Source organism: Leifsonia sp. NPDC056824 (assembly GCF_042789575.1).
Classification (GTDB): domain Bacteria; phylum Actinomycetota; class Actinomycetes; order Actinomycetales; family Microbacteriaceae; genus Leifsonia.
The window spans coordinates 49,456-64,681 of sequence record NZ_JBHUAV010000003.1 but is presented as its reverse complement, the minus strand read 5'-3'; the positions used below and the strand labels follow the sequence as shown (position 1 = coordinate 64,681).

The 15,226-nt window shown below is 72.5% G+C and carries 12 protein-coding genes; 5 read left to right on the top strand and 7 right to left on the bottom strand.

Going from position 1 to position 15,226, the window contains the following annotated elements; genetic code table 11:
* Positions 1 to 36 precede the first annotated feature (36 nt).
* From xylA to ACFRFH_RS13185, 3 genes are all read left to right on the top strand, one after another.
* Positions 37 to 1,230 (top strand): xylose isomerase, encoded by a 1,194-nt coding sequence (gene xylA / locus ACFRFH_RS13195; RefSeq protein WP_382463463.1) that lies wholly within the window; start codon positions 37 to 39, stop codon positions 1,228 to 1,230.
* Between the two features lie 105 nt (positions 1,231 to 1,335).
* A complete protein-coding gene (locus ACFRFH_RS13190) occupies positions 1,336 to 2,859 on the top strand; it encodes a xylulokinase (protein WP_382463462.1) in 1,524 nt (507 codons plus the stop codon).
* A gap of 104 nt (positions 2,860 to 2,963) precedes the next feature.
* Positions 2,964 to 3,332 (top strand): hypothetical protein, encoded by a 369-nt coding sequence (locus ACFRFH_RS13185; RefSeq protein WP_382463461.1) that lies wholly within the window; start codon positions 2,964 to 2,966, stop codon positions 3,330 to 3,332.
* A gap of 259 nt (positions 3,333 to 3,591) precedes the next feature.
* On the opposite strand, the gene ACFRFH_RS13180 is transcribed toward ACFRFH_RS13185, so the two are convergent.
* Positions 3,592 to 4,692: a glycerate kinase gene (locus ACFRFH_RS13180; protein ID WP_382463460.1), complete on the bottom strand. Its 1,101-nt coding sequence runs from the start codon at positions 4,690 to 4,692 to the stop codon at positions 3,592 to 3,594.
* 97 nt (positions 4,693 to 4,789) lie between these two features.
* Between ACFRFH_RS13180 and ACFRFH_RS13175 the strand changes: the two genes are divergently transcribed.
* Positions 4,790 to 6,088 carry an MFS transporter gene (locus tag ACFRFH_RS13175; protein WP_382463459.1) on the top strand — a complete coding sequence of 433 codons (1,299 nt, stop codon included), beginning with the start codon at positions 4,790 to 4,792 and terminating at the stop codon, positions 6,086 to 6,088.
* A 246-nt stretch (positions 6,089 to 6,334) separates the two neighbouring features.
* Here the strand turns inward: ACFRFH_RS13175 and ACFRFH_RS13170 are convergent, their stop codons facing one another.
* The 6 genes from ACFRFH_RS13170 to ACFRFH_RS13145 all read right to left on the bottom strand — a co-directional run bounded on the left by ACFRFH_RS13170 (position 6,335) and on the right by ACFRFH_RS13145 (position 14,624).
* Positions 6,335 to 7,720: an MFS transporter gene (locus ACFRFH_RS13170; protein ID WP_382463458.1), complete on the bottom strand. Its 1,386-nt coding sequence runs from the start codon at positions 7,718 to 7,720 to the stop codon at positions 6,335 to 6,337.
* Between the two features lie 91 nt (positions 7,721 to 7,811).
* Positions 7,812 to 8,849 (bottom strand): LacI family DNA-binding transcriptional regulator, encoded by a 1,038-nt coding sequence (locus ACFRFH_RS13165; RefSeq protein ID WP_382463457.1) that lies wholly within the window; start codon positions 8,847 to 8,849, stop codon positions 7,812 to 7,814.
* A 118-nt stretch (positions 8,850 to 8,967) separates the two neighbouring features.
* The gene (locus ACFRFH_RS13160; protein WP_382463456.1) at positions 8,968 to 10,272 is read right to left on the bottom strand and encodes an APC family permease; all 1,305 of its coding nucleotides are present in this window, start codon (positions 10,270 to 10,272) and stop codon (positions 8,968 to 8,970) included.
* Between the two features lie 167 nt (positions 10,273 to 10,439).
* Entirely contained in the window at positions 10,440 to 12,596 is a 2,157-nt protein-coding gene (locus ACFRFH_RS13155) for a glycosyltransferase family 39 protein (protein ID WP_382463455.1), read from the bottom strand.
* A 2-nt stretch (positions 12,597 to 12,598) separates the two neighbouring features.
* Positions 12,599 to 13,906, bottom strand: coding sequence for a glycosyltransferase (locus ACFRFH_RS13150; protein ID WP_382463454.1), 1,308 nt, complete (start codon positions 13,904 to 13,906; stop codon positions 12,599 to 12,601).
* Positions 13,907 to 14,015: 109 nt separating this feature from the next.
* Positions 14,016 to 14,624: a glyoxalase gene (locus ACFRFH_RS13145; RefSeq protein ID WP_382463453.1), complete on the bottom strand. Its 609-nt coding sequence runs from the start codon at positions 14,622 to 14,624 to the stop codon at positions 14,016 to 14,018.
* A 97-nt stretch (positions 14,625 to 14,721) separates the two neighbouring features.
* Between ACFRFH_RS13145 and trxA the strand changes: the two genes are divergently transcribed.
* Complete coding sequence (gene trxA, locus ACFRFH_RS13140) at positions 14,722 to 15,090, top strand: thioredoxin (RefSeq protein WP_382463452.1); 369 nt, start codon at positions 14,722 to 14,724, stop codon at positions 15,088 to 15,090.
* Positions 15,091 to 15,226 lie beyond the last annotated feature (136 nt).

Below are 15,226 nucleotides of genomic sequence, written 5' to 3'. Positions count from 1 at the left end.
AAACAACAAATCACCGACGACGTTGAAGGAACCTCCATGAGCCTCACCCCCACCCGCGCCGACAAGTTCTCGTTCGGTCTGTGGACCATCGGCTACAACGGCACCGACCCGTTCGGCGGCCCGACCCGGCCCCAGCTCGACGTGGTGGAGGCGGTGACCAAGCTCAGCGAGCTCGGCGCCTACGGCCTCACCTTCCACGACGACGACCTCTTCGCCTTCGGCTCGACCGACGCCGAACGCCAGAAGCAGATCGACCGCCTCAAGCAGGTGCTCGCCGACACCGGCGTCATCGTGCCGATGGTCACCACCAACCTGTTCAGCGCCCCCGTCTTCAAGGACGGCGGCTTCACCTCCAACGACCGCGCCGTGCGCCGCTTCGCGCTGCGCAAGGTCCTCCGCAACCTCGACCTGGCCGCCGAGCTCGGCGCCAAGACGTTCGTGATGTGGGGCGGCCGCGAGGGCGCCGAGTACGACTCGGCCAAGAACATCCAGGCCGCGCTCGAGCGCTACCGGGAGGCCGTCAACCTGCTCGGCGACTACGTCACCGACAAGGGCTACGACATCCGTTTCGCGATCGAGCCGAAGCCGAACGAGCCGCGCGGCGACATCCTGCTGCCGACCGTGGGCCACGCCCTCGCGTTCATCAACTCGCTGGAGCGCCCGGAGCTCGTCGGCCTGAACCCCGAGGTCGGCCACGAGCAGATGGCGGGCCTGAACTTCGCCGCCGGCATCGCCCAGGCGCTGTACCACGGCAAGCTCTACCACATCGACCTCAACGGCCAGCGCGGCATCAAGTACGACCAGGACCTCGTGTTCGGCCACGGCGACCTCCAGAACGCCTTCGCCCTCGTCGACCTGCTCGAGAACGGCGGCCCCAACGGCGGCCAGGCCTACGACGGCCCGCGCCACTTCGACTACAAGCCGTCGCGCACCGAGGACATCACCGGCGTGTGGGACTCGGCCGCGGCGAACATGCGCACCTACCTGCTGCTGAAGGAGCGGGCGGCCGCGTTCCGCGCCGACCCCGAGGTGCAGGCCGCACTGGAGGCCTCCCGCGTGACCGAGCTGTCCCAGTCGACGCTCGGCGCGGGCGAGAGCTACGACGACCTGCTCGCCGACCGCAGCGCGTACGAGGACTTCGACCCGAGCGCCTACTTCGGCGGCAAGGGCTTCGGCTTCGTCCGCCTGCAGCAGCTCGCCCTCGAGCACCTCATCGGCGCCCGCGGCTGACCTGCCCGTCCTGTTGCCGAGGGGCACGTCGTTGTCGCTTTTCCGCGTGGAAAGTGACAACGACGTGCCCCTCGGTGGCTGAATCTTGAGAAGTGAGGTGAGTTCGTGACGTTGGTCGCGGGCGTCGACTCGTCGACGCAGAGCTGCAAGGTGGTCGTGCGCGACCTGGAGACCGGCGCGCTGGTGCGCACCGGCCGGGCCGCGCACCCGGACGGCACGGAGGTCGACCCGGCCGCGTGGTGGAGCGCGCTGCGCTCGGCGCTGGAGGCCGCGGGCGGCCTCGCCGACGTGGCCGCGATCTCCATCGCCGGCCAGCAGCACGGCATGGTGGTGCTGGACGCGGACGGCCGCGTCATCCGCGACGCCCTGCTCTGGAACGACACCCGCAGTGCGCAGGCCGCCCGCGAGCTGATCGCCGAGGTCGGCGCGGAGGCGTACGCGGAGCGGGTCGGCGTTGTGCCGGTGGCCTCCTTCACGGCGACCAAGCTGCGCTGGCTGCGGGATGCGGAGCCGGCGAACGCCGCGCGCGTGGCGGCCGTCGCGCTCCCCCACGACTGGCTGACCTGGCGGCTGCTCGGCTACGGGCCGGCGGACGAGAGCCCGCTCGGGCCGGACCTGGAGGCGCTGACGACGGATCGGTCGGACGCGAGCGGGACGGCGTACTGGAGCGCGGGGACGGGCGCGTACGACTTCGAGCTGTTCGAGCGGGCGCTCGGGCGTGCGGGGCGGGAGGCCGAGGGTGCGGGGACCACGGGCGCGAGCACTGCGGGCACCGACGCGGCGGGCACCAGCGCGGCAGGCACCAGCGCGGGCGCTGCCGCGCCCGTCATCCTCCCCCGCGTGCTCGGCCCGGCGGACTCCGCCGGCCGCACCCCTGACGGCGTCCTCGTCGGCCCCGGCGCCGGCGACAACGCGGGCGCCGCGCTCGGCCTCGGCGCCGCGGACGGCGACGTGGTCGTGTCCATCGGCACCAGCGGCACCGTCTTCGCCGTAACCGACGCCCCCATCGCGGACGCGACCGGGACCGTCGCGGGATTCGCCGATGCGAGCGGCCTCAGGCTCCCCCTCATCGCGACGCTCAACGCGGCCCGCGTCCTGAGCTCGATCGCCGACCTCCTCTCGGTGGACTTCGACGCCCTCGCCGAGCTCGCCCTGTCGGTGGAGCCCGGCGCCGAGGGTGTCGTGCTCGTCCCGTACTTCGAGGGCGAGCGCACGCCGAACCTCCCCGACGCGAAGGCGAGCCTCCACGGGCTCACCATCGCGAGCACCCGTCCGGCGACGTTCGCGCGCGCGGCCATTGAGGGGATGCTGTGCGGCCTCGCCGACGGACTCGACGCCGTGCGGGCGGTCGGGGTGAGCGAGAAGCGCATCCTGCTGATCGGTGGGGCGGCGCAGAACCGCGCCGTCGCGACCATCGCGGCGCAGGTGTTCGACGCGCCGGTCGTCGTGCCGGCGCCGGGCGAGTACGTCGCGGACGGCGGAGCCGTGCAGGCGGCGTGGGCGCTGACGGGCCGGCGGCCGTCGTGGACCGTGGAGGCGGCGCCAGCCCTGCCGGTCGATACCCGCCCGGCGATCCGGGAGCAGCGGGGTCAGTACCTGCCGGAGAGCGCGGGCGTCTCCATGGCGTAACACAACGGATGACTCGCCTGTCCTTGCACTAACCTGTTAATATTTATTAGGCTCTGCTGTATTCGTGTGGAATGCGCGATGTTTCTACGGACAACGGAGTGAGTATGAAGAAAAGGACGATCGTCGGCGCCATCCTGGCGTCCGTTTTCATCGGGGCCTTCGGCCTGGCCGCGCCGGCAAACGCGGCAGGGACTGTGCACGGCTGCCCGTCAGGGTACTTCTGTATCTATCCGGATTCCGGCTGGAACGGCGACAAGCCGTCTCACAAGTACTTCAAGTACGGCTCATACAACCTATCCGGCCAGTTGGGAAATCACAGGGTGCTTAACAACCAAACCGATGGAGCGAAGGTAGGTTTCTACACCGGATACGACGGGACCGGTGAACTCCGGACCGTTGTTTTCACCTTCGAATGGTGGTGGGATACCAATGTTAACCTTACTCCGATAAATTCTATTAAGCTCGTGAAGTAACCCTCGACAGGACAGATTTCACTAACGGAGCAGCGGGGGCAGTACCTGCCCTAGGTGCCACCGGAGGACTTCCGTCCCCGACCCGGTCGCAAAGCAGCTAACGGAGGAGACCGGCGCGCGGCGCGGGCCGGGCTCCTCCGTTGCGTTCGGCCCGACCGTCGGGTTGCGAGCGGAGGAGTTCCGGGCGGCGCCGGGGCCACCCTCCTCCGCTAACTGTCGCGGGACGGGTGACCGGCCCAATCTCCTCCGCTATTGTCCCTCAGACCCAGGCGCGGGCGAGCTGGGCGCCCGCGGCCGTGGCCCAGCGGAGCGGGTCCTCTATGGCCGCCGCGGCACCGCCCGCAAGTCCCGCGAGCGACACCGCACCCGCGAACCCGCACGGCTCCGCCGCGATCGACCCGGCCGCCAGCAGCGCGGGCACCCCGGCCGCCGACGCCAGCCCCGCTACATACCCCGTCACCTTGCCCGCGGCCGACTGCTCGTCGTACCGGCCCTCGCCCGTCACCACGGCATCCGCACCGGCCACCGCCGCAGGCAGCCCGAGCGCCTCCCCGACCGCCGCCGCCCCCGGTGCGATCGTCGCGCCCCAGGCGAGCAGGCCGAAGCCGGTCCCACCTGCCGCGCCGGCCCCGGGCGTTGCGGGATCGACGGTGACGCCGGCCTCCCGCAGCGCGTCCGCGAACCGGGCGAGGCCGGCCTCCAGCACGGGCACGTCGGCCGGACCCGCGCCCTTCTGCGGCCCGAACACCGCCGCCGCGCCGTCCTGTCCGAGCAGCGGGCTCGTCACGTCGCTCAGGATGCGCGCCCCTCCCGTGGGAAGTGCGCGCAGGCTTGCGAGGTCACTATGGTCGAGGCCGGCGAGGCCGCGATTCCCCGGACCGACAGCGTCCCCGCCCGCATCGAGCAGCCGCGCACCGAGCGCCGTCAGCAGCCCGGCGCCCCCGTCCGTGGAGGCGCTGCCGCCGATCGCGAGCAGCAGCCCCGTCGCGCCGGCATCCAGCGCGGCCGCGATCGCCTGGCCGAACCCGGTCGTCCGGGCGTCGAAAGGGGCGAGCGCCGGCATCAGCCCGATCCCGCTGGTCTCGGCCAGCTCGACGACCGCGATCCCGTCCGGCAGGAGGAGCCAGCTCGCGTCCCGCGGGGCGCCGTCCGGTCCGGTCACGCGCACCGGCCGGCGAACGGACCCGGGCACGGCCACCTCGAACGCGTCGAGCGTGCCTTCGCCGCCGTCCGCCATCGGCGCCAGGACGATGCGGTCGCCCGGACGCACCGACGACCACCCCGCGGCCAGCGCCGACGCCACCTCCGCCGCGGTCGCGGAGCCCTTGAAGGAGTCGGGGGCGAAGACGACGGTGCTCATCAGCACCACCCTGGCACAGTTCGGTCGACCCCCTCTGGCATCCCGGCGCCGAGAGGACGATGATTCTGGGCATGAACGCACCATCCGGTCCCCGGCCATGACCCCGTCACCCCGCCGGGTCCAGGCCGTGTACCTCACGCTCCTCCTCGGCAACACGCTGGCCGCATCGTTCATCTGGGGCATCAACACCCTGTTCCTGCTCGACGCCGGCCTGACCAACTTCGAGGCGTTCGCGGCGAACGCGTTCTTCACGGCCGGGATGGTCATCTTCGAGATCCCCACTGGGGTCGTCGCCGACACCATCGGGCGCCGCGCCTCCTACCTGCTCGGCACCATCACCCTGTCACTGTCGACCGTGCTGTACTGGCTGCTCTGGGTGTGGCACGCGCCGTTCTTCTGGTGGGCGGTGGCCTCCGTGCTGCTCGGGCTGGGGTTCACCTTCTTCTCCGGGGCGACGGACGCCTGGCTGGTCGACGCGCTCGCGTTCACCGGGTACACCGGGAGCCTGGAGTCGGTCTTCGGTCGCGCGCTCGTCGTCACCGGCGTGGCGATGTTCACCGGTTCCGTGCTGGGCGGGGTGATCGCGCAGGCGACGAACCTCGGGGTGCCGTTCCTGTTGCGCGCCGGCGTGCTGGTGCTGATGTTCGTGTTCGCGTTCGTCACGATGCGCGACGTCGGGTTCACCCCCGACAAATCGATGGGACCGCTCCGGGCGACCAGGAACGTCCTCTCCCAGTCGATCGAGCACGGGATGCGGAAGCGCTCGGTGCGCTACGTCATCCTGTCGGCGCCGTTCGCGTCGGGCGTCGGGATCTACGCCTTCTACGCCCTCCAGCCGTACCTGCTCGAACTGTACGGCGACCCGAAGGCGTACTCCATCGCCGGACTCGCGGCGGCCATCCTCTCGCTCGCGCAGGTCGCGGGCGGCATCCTGGCGCCGAGGCTCCGCCGCCTGTTCGCCAAGCGGACGACGACGATCATCGGCGCCTCGCTGTGCAGCATCGTCATCCTGGTGGCGATGGGGCTCACGGCGTTCTTCTGGTTCGCGGTGGTGCTGCTGGTGATCTGGGGCTTCGTCTTCGCGGTGGCGGGCCCGGTGCGGCAGGCGTACCTGAACGACATGATCCCGTCGAAGCAGCGCGCGACCGTGCTGTCGTTCGACTCGCTGTTCGGGAGCCTCGGCGGCGTCGTCTTCCAGCCGGCGCTCGGGCGCGCTGCCGACCTGTGGGGGTACGGGACGTCCCTCGTCATCGGCGGGGCGATCGAGCTGATCGGGATCCCGTTCCTGCTGGCGAGCCGGCGGCAGGGCGACCCGTCGGACTCGGCGGGGGTGCGTGGGGAGGCCGGGGCCGGTGAGACCGGGGATGCCGGGGAGGCAGCGCCGAGCGTTCCGTGAGGTGCGGTTTCGGGGGCTGTCGGTAACGGAGGACATCGGGGCTCGGACGGGTCGGAAGAGCAGTCAGCGGAGGAGATCGGGGCGCTGGGTGGTTGGATCTCCTCCGTTGGGTTCTGCTTGTGAAGGGGTCGCGTTGCGGGGAACGGAGGACATCCGGAGCCCTGCAGGTCGAATAAGCAGTCAGCGGAGGAGATCAGGCCGCCGGGTCGGGGAATGTCCTCCGTTGGGGCCGGGGCAGCCGCGGGGTCAGTCGCGCACGATGCGGCCGCCGCAGAGCCAGGCGGCCAGGCACAGCACGCCGTTCACGGCGAACACGCCCGCGAACGCGGCCGGTGACGCCGCGCCGCCGAGCGCCGAGAACGCGATCGCCGTCGTGGCCAGGGCGATGGCCGAGCCGGTGGAGTCCGCGATCGACAGGGCCGAGCTGTTGAAGCCCTGGTCGGCGGGGGTCGAGTACTCCAGGGTGAGGACGCCGAGGCGCGGGTAGAGGATCCCCATCCCGGCGCCGGCGAACGCCCAGCCGACGACCACGAGCACCGGGGAGGCGCCGGTCACCACGGTCACCAGCAGCGAGGCGATCGCGATGGTCAGGCCGAGGGCGCCGAGGCGGGCGGCGAGGCGATGGCCGATGGACGGGAACCGGCCCTGCGCCCAGGAGGCGGCGGCCCAGCTCAGTCCCGCGGCGGTGAGCGCGAGGCCCGCGACGGCCGGGGATGCGCCGTACTGCGTCACCATCAGCAGCGGGACGTAGACCTCCGCCGAGAAGAACGTCCCGGCGACGATCGCCCGCAGCAGGACGACGCTCGGGAGGCCGCGACGCGCGAGCAGCGTGCCCGCGGGGATCAGCGGCCGCAGTGCGGCGATCGCACCCGCCGCCGCGAACACCGGGACCAGCCACTGGACGGGTCCGTGCGCCTCCGCGGCGAGCGTGAGCGCGAGGACGGCGACCGCCACGAGCGTGGCCAGCCCGGCGCGCGCCAGCTCGCGCCGGCCTCCCTCCGGTCGCCGGTCGGGCGCGTGCAGGCCGCGCATCGCGGGCACGACCATGAGCATCGCGAGAACGACAAGGGCCACAACTCCGAGGAACACCCACCGCCAGCCGACCGTCTCGGCGACGGCGCCCGCGATCACCGGTCCGATCAGCGACGGGATGACCCACGCGGCGGCGAACCCGGCGAAGATACGGGCGTGCAGGCGCGGCGGGTAGACGCGCGCGACGATTACGTAGAGCGCCACGGTGAGCGCGCCGCCGCCGAGCCCGTGCACGAGGCGTCCGGTGACGAACAGTCCCATCGTCGGCGCGAGGCCGGCCAGGATGAGGCCGGTCGCGAACAGCCCGACCGACGCGAACAGCACGGTGCGCGGGTTGCCGCGGTCGCACCAGGTCCCGGCCACCACCATGCCGAGGACGCCGACGGCGAGCGGTCCGGCGAACGCGAAGGCGTACAGCCCGGCGCCGTGGAGCTGGTGGCTGACGGTCGGCATGATCGTCGTCACCGCCAGCGCCTCGAAAGCCGCCAGCGTGACGAGCAGGCACATGCCGATGCTCACCCAGCGGTAGCGCGGCGCGAGCACGCCCTCCGGCTTGGCGAGGCGTCCGGCCGTGTCCCTGTGGCGCTCGTCGGTGCTCATCCGCCCGGCCTCTCGGCACGCCCGCCCACGGCGCGGTGGCGCTCGTCCGCGCTCATCCGCCCGGCCGTGGCCCTGCGCCCCTGATCCGCGCTCATCCGCCCGGCCTCCTCGCGCTCCGGGGAGCCGCCGTCGACTCCCGGACGACCAGCTCCGGCAGCAGGCTCGCGGGCCCCGGCACGTCGCCGCCCTCGATCTCGGCGACCAGGCGCTCCACGCTGCGGCGGCCGAGCTCGGTGAAGTCCTGCAGGACGGTGGTCAGCGGCGGCCAGAAGTGCGCCGCCTCCGGGATGTCGTCGAAGCCGACGACGCTCAGGTCCTCCGGAATGCGCCGGCCGGCCTCGCGGGCGGCGTGGTAGACCCCGAGCGCCATCTGGTCGTTCGACGCGAACACAGCGGTGGTCTCAGGGTCGCGCACGAACGACTGCGCTGCCCGGTACCCCGACTCGGCCGACCAGTCGCCCTCCAGCAGCGCCGGCACCGGCAGGCCCGCCGCCTCCAGTTCGTGGGTGTAGCCGGCGACGCGCGCCTGCGCCTCGAACCAGGCGAGCGGTCCGGTGAGGTGGAGGATGCGCCGGTGACCGAGCCCGATCAGGTGAGCGGTCGCCGCGCGGGCCCCGGCCTCCTGGTCGACCGTCAGCTCGCGCTCGACGTACTCCGAGCCGCCCTGGAGGGTGACGTACGGGACGCCGATGCGAGCGCTTGAGATGTGCTCCAGCACCGGATCCTGGGGCGCGATGACGATGATGCCCTCCACCGCCTGCGCGAGCAGGTGGTCGAGCGCCGCGGCGATCCCCGCGTCGGTCAGCTCGGGGATCTGCGCGACCGCGAGGTAGTACCCGGCGTCGCGGGCGGCGCCCTGGACGGCGTTGATGCTCGACACCGGCCCGTAGAGGGCGGCAGCGGTGGTGGAGAGCACGCCGAGGGTGCGCGACCGCGCGGTGACGAGTGCCCGCGCCGCCCGGTTGGGGCGGTACTGGAGCTGACCCATCGCGTCGAGGACGCGTTGCCGGGTGGAGTCCCGGATGCTCGGGTGGTCGTTGATGACCCGGGACACCGTCTGGTGCGAGACGCCGGCGAGCAGCGCGACGTCTCGGATGCTCGCGGCGCGGACCGCAGGATCGTGGGGCACCGCCCCATTATCCGCGACGGCGCGATGCTCCGGGGCGCCCGCCCGACCCGCCGTCGCGCCGGCGGCCCGGACGGCCGCCTTCGACCCCGCTGGGTCGAGCGTCACCACCACGGCCGGCTCACGCGCCGCGGCGCGTCCTCCCGCGCGCGACGACCCCGACGAGCACCGCGATCACCGCGATCCCGGCCGGGAACACCAGGTGCCAACCGGCCAGCACCAGCAGCCCTGCCGCGAACACGACCGACAGCACCGCCATCCACCACCCGAGCGAGCGGGTCGGCAGCAGGACGATCGCGCTCGCGACGCCCAGGCCGTAGACGGCCGCTGCGATGCTGGTGTGCACGAGGATGAACGGCTGGAGGTCGCCGCTGGCCAGCACCACCACCGAGTACAGCGCCATGACCACCGCCGACAGCAGGAGCCCGCGCCGCGCGACGGCGCCGTTCTCGGCGCCGCGGCCGAACCAGGCGGGGAGGTCGCCGTCGCGGCCCATCGCGGCGCCCAGCTTGCTGAACGCGGCGAGGTAGGCGTTGAAGACCCCCGTGACGACGATCGCGGCGATCACCGCGACGACGATGCCGCCGCCGGAGCCGGTCGCGACCGAGACGAGGTCGAGCAGCGGGACGGCCGACGTGGCTGCGCGGCCCCCCAGCACGGCGACGGTGACGGTCTGGATCGCGAGGTAGGCGACCGACACGATCACCAGTGCCAGGGCGGTCGCGCGCGGGATGTCGCGCCGCGGGTTGCGGAACTCGCCGCCGATGCCGGCGACGGCCTCCCACCCGGCGAACGCCCAGATGTAGAGGCTCATCGCGAGCCCGACGCCCGACCAGCCGTGCGGGAGCAGGGGCTGGAGGTTCCCGGCGTGCGCGTGTGGCGCGGCGGCGGCGAGGACGAAGACGAGCACGGCGATGAGCGCCCCGGAGAGCACGAGCTGGACGGACGCGGCGAACCGGACGCCGAACGCGGTCACCGCGACAGGGACGACCATCAGGGCGACCGCGATCACGACGGTCTGCACGGCGTCGCCGCCGATCACCGCCACGACGTAGCGCGCGGTCATCAGCGCGGCGATTGGGGCGCCGATCGGGGTGCCGAAGAAGAACCAGTAGCTGACGATCCGCGCGGAGGTCGGGCCGAAGGCGCGGCGGGCGAACGTCGCGACGCCGCCGGCGTCGGGGTGGCGCCGGGCCAGCGCGGCGAACGTCGCGGCCAGCGGAACGGAGATGAGCGCAAGGGCGGCGACCGCGAGGATCGCGCCGGGCCCGGCCGCGGCCGCGGCGAGCGCGGGGAGGACGAGGATGCCCGTGCCGAGGACGGCCGCGACGTAGAGCGCCGTTCCGCCGGCGACGCCGAGGTGCCCGCGGTGCTCGACGGGCTCCGCCGTGGGCACACGCGTGGCGGAGGGAGCGCTATCGGTCACTGCACCATCCTGGCGCGGACCACCGACATCCGCCGCCCATCCCCAGCCAAAGGACGATCATCGCCCGCCAACCGCCCCCACCACGCACGGATTCGGCGCCGAAGGGCACGTAAACGCCCCTAAAACGGCGTTTTAGGGGCGTCTACGTGCCCTTCGGCGGGACCTCGTCACTTCGTGAGGTCGTAGAGGGTGACACCTCCGACTGTCGTCGCGGTGAAGTTCTTCTCGACCCAGGAGGCGATGGCGCTGGAGGCGCTGCTCCCGCCGTTGGCCTGGCCGACCCCGCCGGCGATGAAGTAGTGGATCTTGCCCTCCTTCACGTACTGCTCGAACTGCGCCAGCGTGGGCGACGGGTCGGAGCCGTTGAAGCCGCCGATCGGCATCACGGCCTCCTGCGTCGCGAGCTGGTAGCCCGCAGCGGAGTTGGAGCCGATCGCCGCCGCCACCCAGGTGTACGAGGAGGCGTCCGCCTTCAGGAGGGCGCTGAGCTGGGAGCTGACGGTGCTGGAGCCGAGGAGGCCGCCCATCCCGCCGCCGCCCGCAGCGCCCGGCGCCCCGGTGGCGCCGCCCGTCGTGCCGCCCTGTGTGCCGGTCGCGCCGCCGGTGCCGCCGGTGCCGCCGGCCGTCCCGCCGGTCCCGCCCGCCGTCCCGCCGGTCCCACCGGTCCCACCGGTCCCTGGGAACCCGCCCTGCCCGCCGAAGCCGCCGCCCGGCGCGCCCCCGCCGCCGTTCGGCGCTCCGCCGAACCCGCGGCCGCCGCCCGGCCCGCCCATCGTCCCCGCCACGGTCGGCCCCGCGGTCACGATCGACCCACTGTGCCCCGTGGTCACGGTCTGCAGCGTGTACGCGGTCGGTGCGAGCAGCGCCGCCACCAGCGTCGCGGCGATGGTCGCGCCCGACAGCGCCCGGCTGCGCGGGGGAAGGAGCAGCAGCACGGACGCCGCGAGCGCGACGAGGAGGACGACCACCTTCAGCCACGGGAGCCAGGAGGTCGCGCGGTCGAGCAGCACCCACGCCCACACCGCGGTGCCGAGCAGGGTCACGGCCGACAGGATGCGCACCCACAGCCGGTCGCGGGCCCCCCAGACCGCCGAGGCGCCGATCGCGACGACACCGGCGAGCGCCGGGGCCAGCGCGACCGTGTAGTACGCGTGGAAGATGCCGGCCATGAAGGAGAACGCCACCGCGGTCACGATCAGCCAGCCGCCGAACAGCAGGAGGGTCGCGCGGCGGGCGTCGGTGCGCGCCATCCGGCGGCCGAGCACGAGCGCCACGACGAACAGCACGAGCGCCGCCGGGAGCAGCCAGGCGATCTGGCCGCCGACCTCGTTCTCGAACAGGCGCAGGATGCCGGTCGCTCCCCACATCCCGCCTCCCGTCGCGCCGCCCCGGCCGCCGGTGACGCTGCCGGTCTCGTTGCCGGTGAGGCGGCCGAGCCCGTTGTAACCGAAGGTCAGCTCCAGGAAGCTGTTGGTCTGCGAGCCGCCGATGTAGGGCCGCAGCGAGGCGGGGACGAGCTCGACGATCGCGACCCACCAGCCGGCCGCGACGACCACAGCGCCGAGCGCCGCGAACAGGTGGCCGAAGCGCTTCCCCCAGGAGACCCGTGCCGCCGCCAGGTAGACGCCGGCGAGCACCGGGAGGATGAGGAACGCCTGGAGCTGCTTGGTCAGGAACCCGAAGCCGACGGCGACCCCCGCCCAGATCACCCAGCGGATGCGACCGGACTCGATGCCGCGCAGGGTCAGGTAGGTCGCCAGCGTCAGCAGCAGCACGAGCAGCGCGTCCGGGTTGTTGAACCGGAACATCAGCGCCGCCACCGGGGTAACCGCCAGCACGCCACCCGCGAGCAGCGCCGTCCTGGCGCTGAAGTTGCGGCGCACGATCAGGTACACGAGCCACACGGTGGCGACGCCCATCAGCGCCTCCGGCACGAGGATGCTCCACGAGCTGAGGCCGAAGATCCGCACCGAGAGGGCCATGATCCAGAGGCTCGCCGGAGGCTTGTCGACCGTGATCGAGTTCGCGGCGTCGCTGGAGCCGTAGAAGAAGGCCTCCCAGTTCACCGAGCCCGCCTGCACCGCGGCCGAGTAGAAGGAGTTGGCCCAGCCGCTGGCGGCGAGGTCCCACAGGTAGAGGAGCGCGGTGACGGCCAGGAGGCCGAGCAGCGCCGGACGCTCCCAGGCGGCGGCGCCCTCCCGGCCCCGCACGAGGCGGCGCAGCCAGGCACGGATGCCACGGCGTGGCGAGGCGGAGGGGGTCGCGGCGCCAGGAGGCACAGGTGGGCTGGAGGTGGTCGGGCTGGGTGCGGTCGTGACGGACATGGTCACTTCTCCGTTTCGGTCGGGACGAGGACGAGGTCGGCAGGCGCATGCGTGGGGCGGAGTTCGGTGACGGCCGCCGCTGCGGAGGGAGGCACAGCCGTCGCAGCAGCCGCCTCGACCACCGCCTTCCGCCGCCCCGCCCGGAACACCCACAGCCGCAGCAGCACGAACCGCACGAGCGTCGCGAACAGGTTCGCGGCTGTCAGCACGATCAGCTCGACCCGGGCAGGCGCTCCGGGCGCCGTGGCGTGCAGCACCGCGAGCGACCCGCTGGTCAGCGCCCACGCGATCCCGAACACGACCAGCCCCTGGAACTGGTGCCGCACCATCCCGGGCCGTCCGCGCACACCGAACGTGAAGCGCCGGTTGGCCCAGGTGTTGGCGACCGCCGTCAGCAGCAGGGCCGCGAAGTTCGCCGCCTGGCCGCCGAGCACGCCGGTCAGCAGCAGGTACAGCAGCGCGTACGCCGCGGTCGAGAGCACCCCGACGATCGCGAACCGCACGACCTGGCCGACGAAGCTCGGCGGCGTCGGCGGCGCGAACGGCCGCCTCCCGAGCTCCGCGTAGACGGCCTCGATCGGGATGCGTCCGCGCGCGATGTTCGTGCCGACGCGCAGCATCCCCTTGAGGTCCTCGCGGGCGGTGCGCACGATGTCCACCGAGCTGTGCGGGTCGTCCACCCAGTCGACGGGGATCTCGTGGATGCGCAGCCCTGCGCGCTCGGCGAGGATCAGCAGCTCGGTGTCGAAGAACCAGCCGTCGTCCTCCACGAGCGGGAGGAGGCGCTGGGCGACGTCCCGGCGGATGGCCTTGAAGCCGCACTGCGCGTCGGTGAACCCGACCGACATCGTGCGGCGCAGCAGCAGGTTGTAGCTGCGGGAGATGAACTCGCGCCTGCCGCCGCGGGTGACGCGCGCGCTCCTCCCCAGCCTGGTGCCGATCGCGAGGTCGGAGTGGCCGGAGAGCAGCGGCGCCACCAGCGGCGGCAGGGCGGCGAGGTCGGTGGAGAGGTCCTCGTCCAGGTAGACGAGGACCTCGGCGGGCGAGGAGCCCCACACCGCTTTGAGGGCGCGTCCGCGTCCTTTCAGCGGGAGGTGCACGGCGACGACCCCGCCCAGCTCCGCGGCGAGCGCGTCCGCGAGGGCGGGCGTGGCGTCGGTGCTGGCGTTGTCGGCGATCGTGATCCGCCAGCTCGCCTGCACCGTGTCGGTCAGGTAGGCGTGCAGCCGGCGGAGGGACGTGTCGAGCGTCGCCTGCTCGTTGTACACGGGTACGACGATGTCGAGCGAGAGTGGCGTTGGCTGGGACATGGCAGCAACCCTGCTGCCGTTACCTACCTGTGACCTTTCGCGACCTTATGCCCGGTCGATGGAGGTTCTGAGGGGTTCCTATGCTGCGCCCTTCAGCCTGCCGCGCCGATCAGCCGGCTGCGGCCTCCCAGGCGAAGCCGTCCGGGTCGGTCGCCGCGCTGTCGCCGCCGATGACGAGGCGGTGCGATCCCGAGCCGTCCTCCGGCACGCCCGCGTCCTTGGCGAGCGCGCGCCGCTTGTAGAGGGCGAGCTGCACCGGGCTGTCCTTCAGGTCGAACTGCACGTAGGAGCCGAAGCTCTTACCGACCGGGATGCCGCGGGCCGCGTAGAACTGCTTGCTCGCGCCCACGTCGTCGACGCCGAGCAGCAGCACCACCGACTCGGGCTCGCGCTTGGCGGGGCCGGAGTCCTTCTTCTCGGAGGTCGCGATCTTCCAGATCGCGCCGTCCGGCGCTTGCACGGTGCCGCCGACGCCCCAGAAGGTCTTGGCGACCGGCTTGATGGTGGTCGCGCCCGCGGCGAGCGCGGACTCCACGTAGGCGTTCACGTCGGCCGGCTGCGCGACCGTGATGGACATGGTGTAGCCGCGGAAGCCGGTGGAGGGGGTGTCGGAGGCGCGCACGCGCACCCGGTCGCCGAGCCCGAAGGCGGCGTCGTAGAACTGCTGGGCGGCGGAGGCGTCCGCCACCTCGAGGGTGATGTGGTCGATGGAGGTCATGTCAATCACGGTAGGCGCGGGCGCGGTGGGGCGCTTCTCCATTCCTGCTCGATGGCTGCCGGGGAATGGAAGATGACGGCGGACGGTTGCACTCCTCATGGCTACCGTCGAACTCACCTCTCAGAACATCGAGTCCCAGATCACCGAGAACGACATCGTCTTCGTCGACTTCTGGGCGGAATGGTGCGGCCCGTGTCGCATGTTCGGGCCGGTCTTCGAGAAGGCGTCGCAGGAGCACACCGACGTCGTGTTCGGCAAGGTCGACACCGAGGCCGAGCAGGCGCTCGCCGCCTCGGCGGGGATCACCTCGATCCCGACGCTGATGGCGTTCCGCGACGGCATCCTGGTGTTCTCGCAGCCCGGCGCGCTCCCCGCCCCGACCTTCCAAGACCTGATCACCCAGGTGAAGGCCCTGGACATGGACGCCGTCCGCGCCTCCATCGCGGAGGCCAAGCCCGAGGCCTGACGACCATCGAAACGTGGGAAAACGCGGGGATACGCCCCCGGCTTGCCCCGGTTTGTAACGGTTGGGGGGGGGGGGGGGTAGTATGCCGGCGGCCTCCGGTCCGGGGTTGGGGGGTGGGGGGGCGGGGGCGCGTGCG

Excerpts from the sequence above, each read along its gene's own strand:
- xylA (WP_382463463.1), top strand. The coding sequence starts at position 37 with ATGAGCCTCACCCCCACCCGCGCCGACAAGTTCTCGTTCGGTCTGTGG.
- ACFRFH_RS13185 (WP_382463461.1), top strand. The coding sequence starts at position 2,964 with ATGAAGAAAAGGACGATCGTCGGCGCCATCCTGGCGTCCGTTTTCATC.
- ACFRFH_RS13180 (WP_382463460.1), bottom strand. The coding sequence starts at position 4,692 with ATGAGCACCGTCGTCTTCGCCCCCGACTCCTTCAAGGGCTCCGCGACC.
- ACFRFH_RS13175 (WP_382463459.1), top strand. The coding sequence starts at position 4,790 with ATGACCCCGTCACCCCGCCGGGTCCAGGCCGTGTACCTCACGCTCCTC.
- ACFRFH_RS13170 (WP_382463458.1), bottom strand. The coding sequence starts at position 7,720 with ATGAGCACCGACGAGCGCCACAGGGACACGGCCGGACGCCTCGCCAAG.
- ACFRFH_RS13155 (WP_382463455.1), bottom strand. The coding sequence starts at position 12,596 with ATGTCCGTCACGACCGCACCCAGCCCGACCACCTCCAGCCCACCTGTG.
- ACFRFH_RS13150 (WP_382463454.1), bottom strand. The coding sequence starts at position 13,906 with ATGTCCCAGCCAACGCCACTCTCGCTCGACATCGTCGTACCCGTGTAC.
- ACFRFH_RS13145 (WP_382463453.1), bottom strand. The coding sequence starts at position 14,624 with ATGACCTCCATCGACCACATCACCCTCGAGGTGGCGGACGCCTCCGCC.
- trxA (WP_382463452.1), top strand. The coding sequence starts at position 14,722 with ATGGCTACCGTCGAACTCACCTCTCAGAACATCGAGTCCCAGATCACC.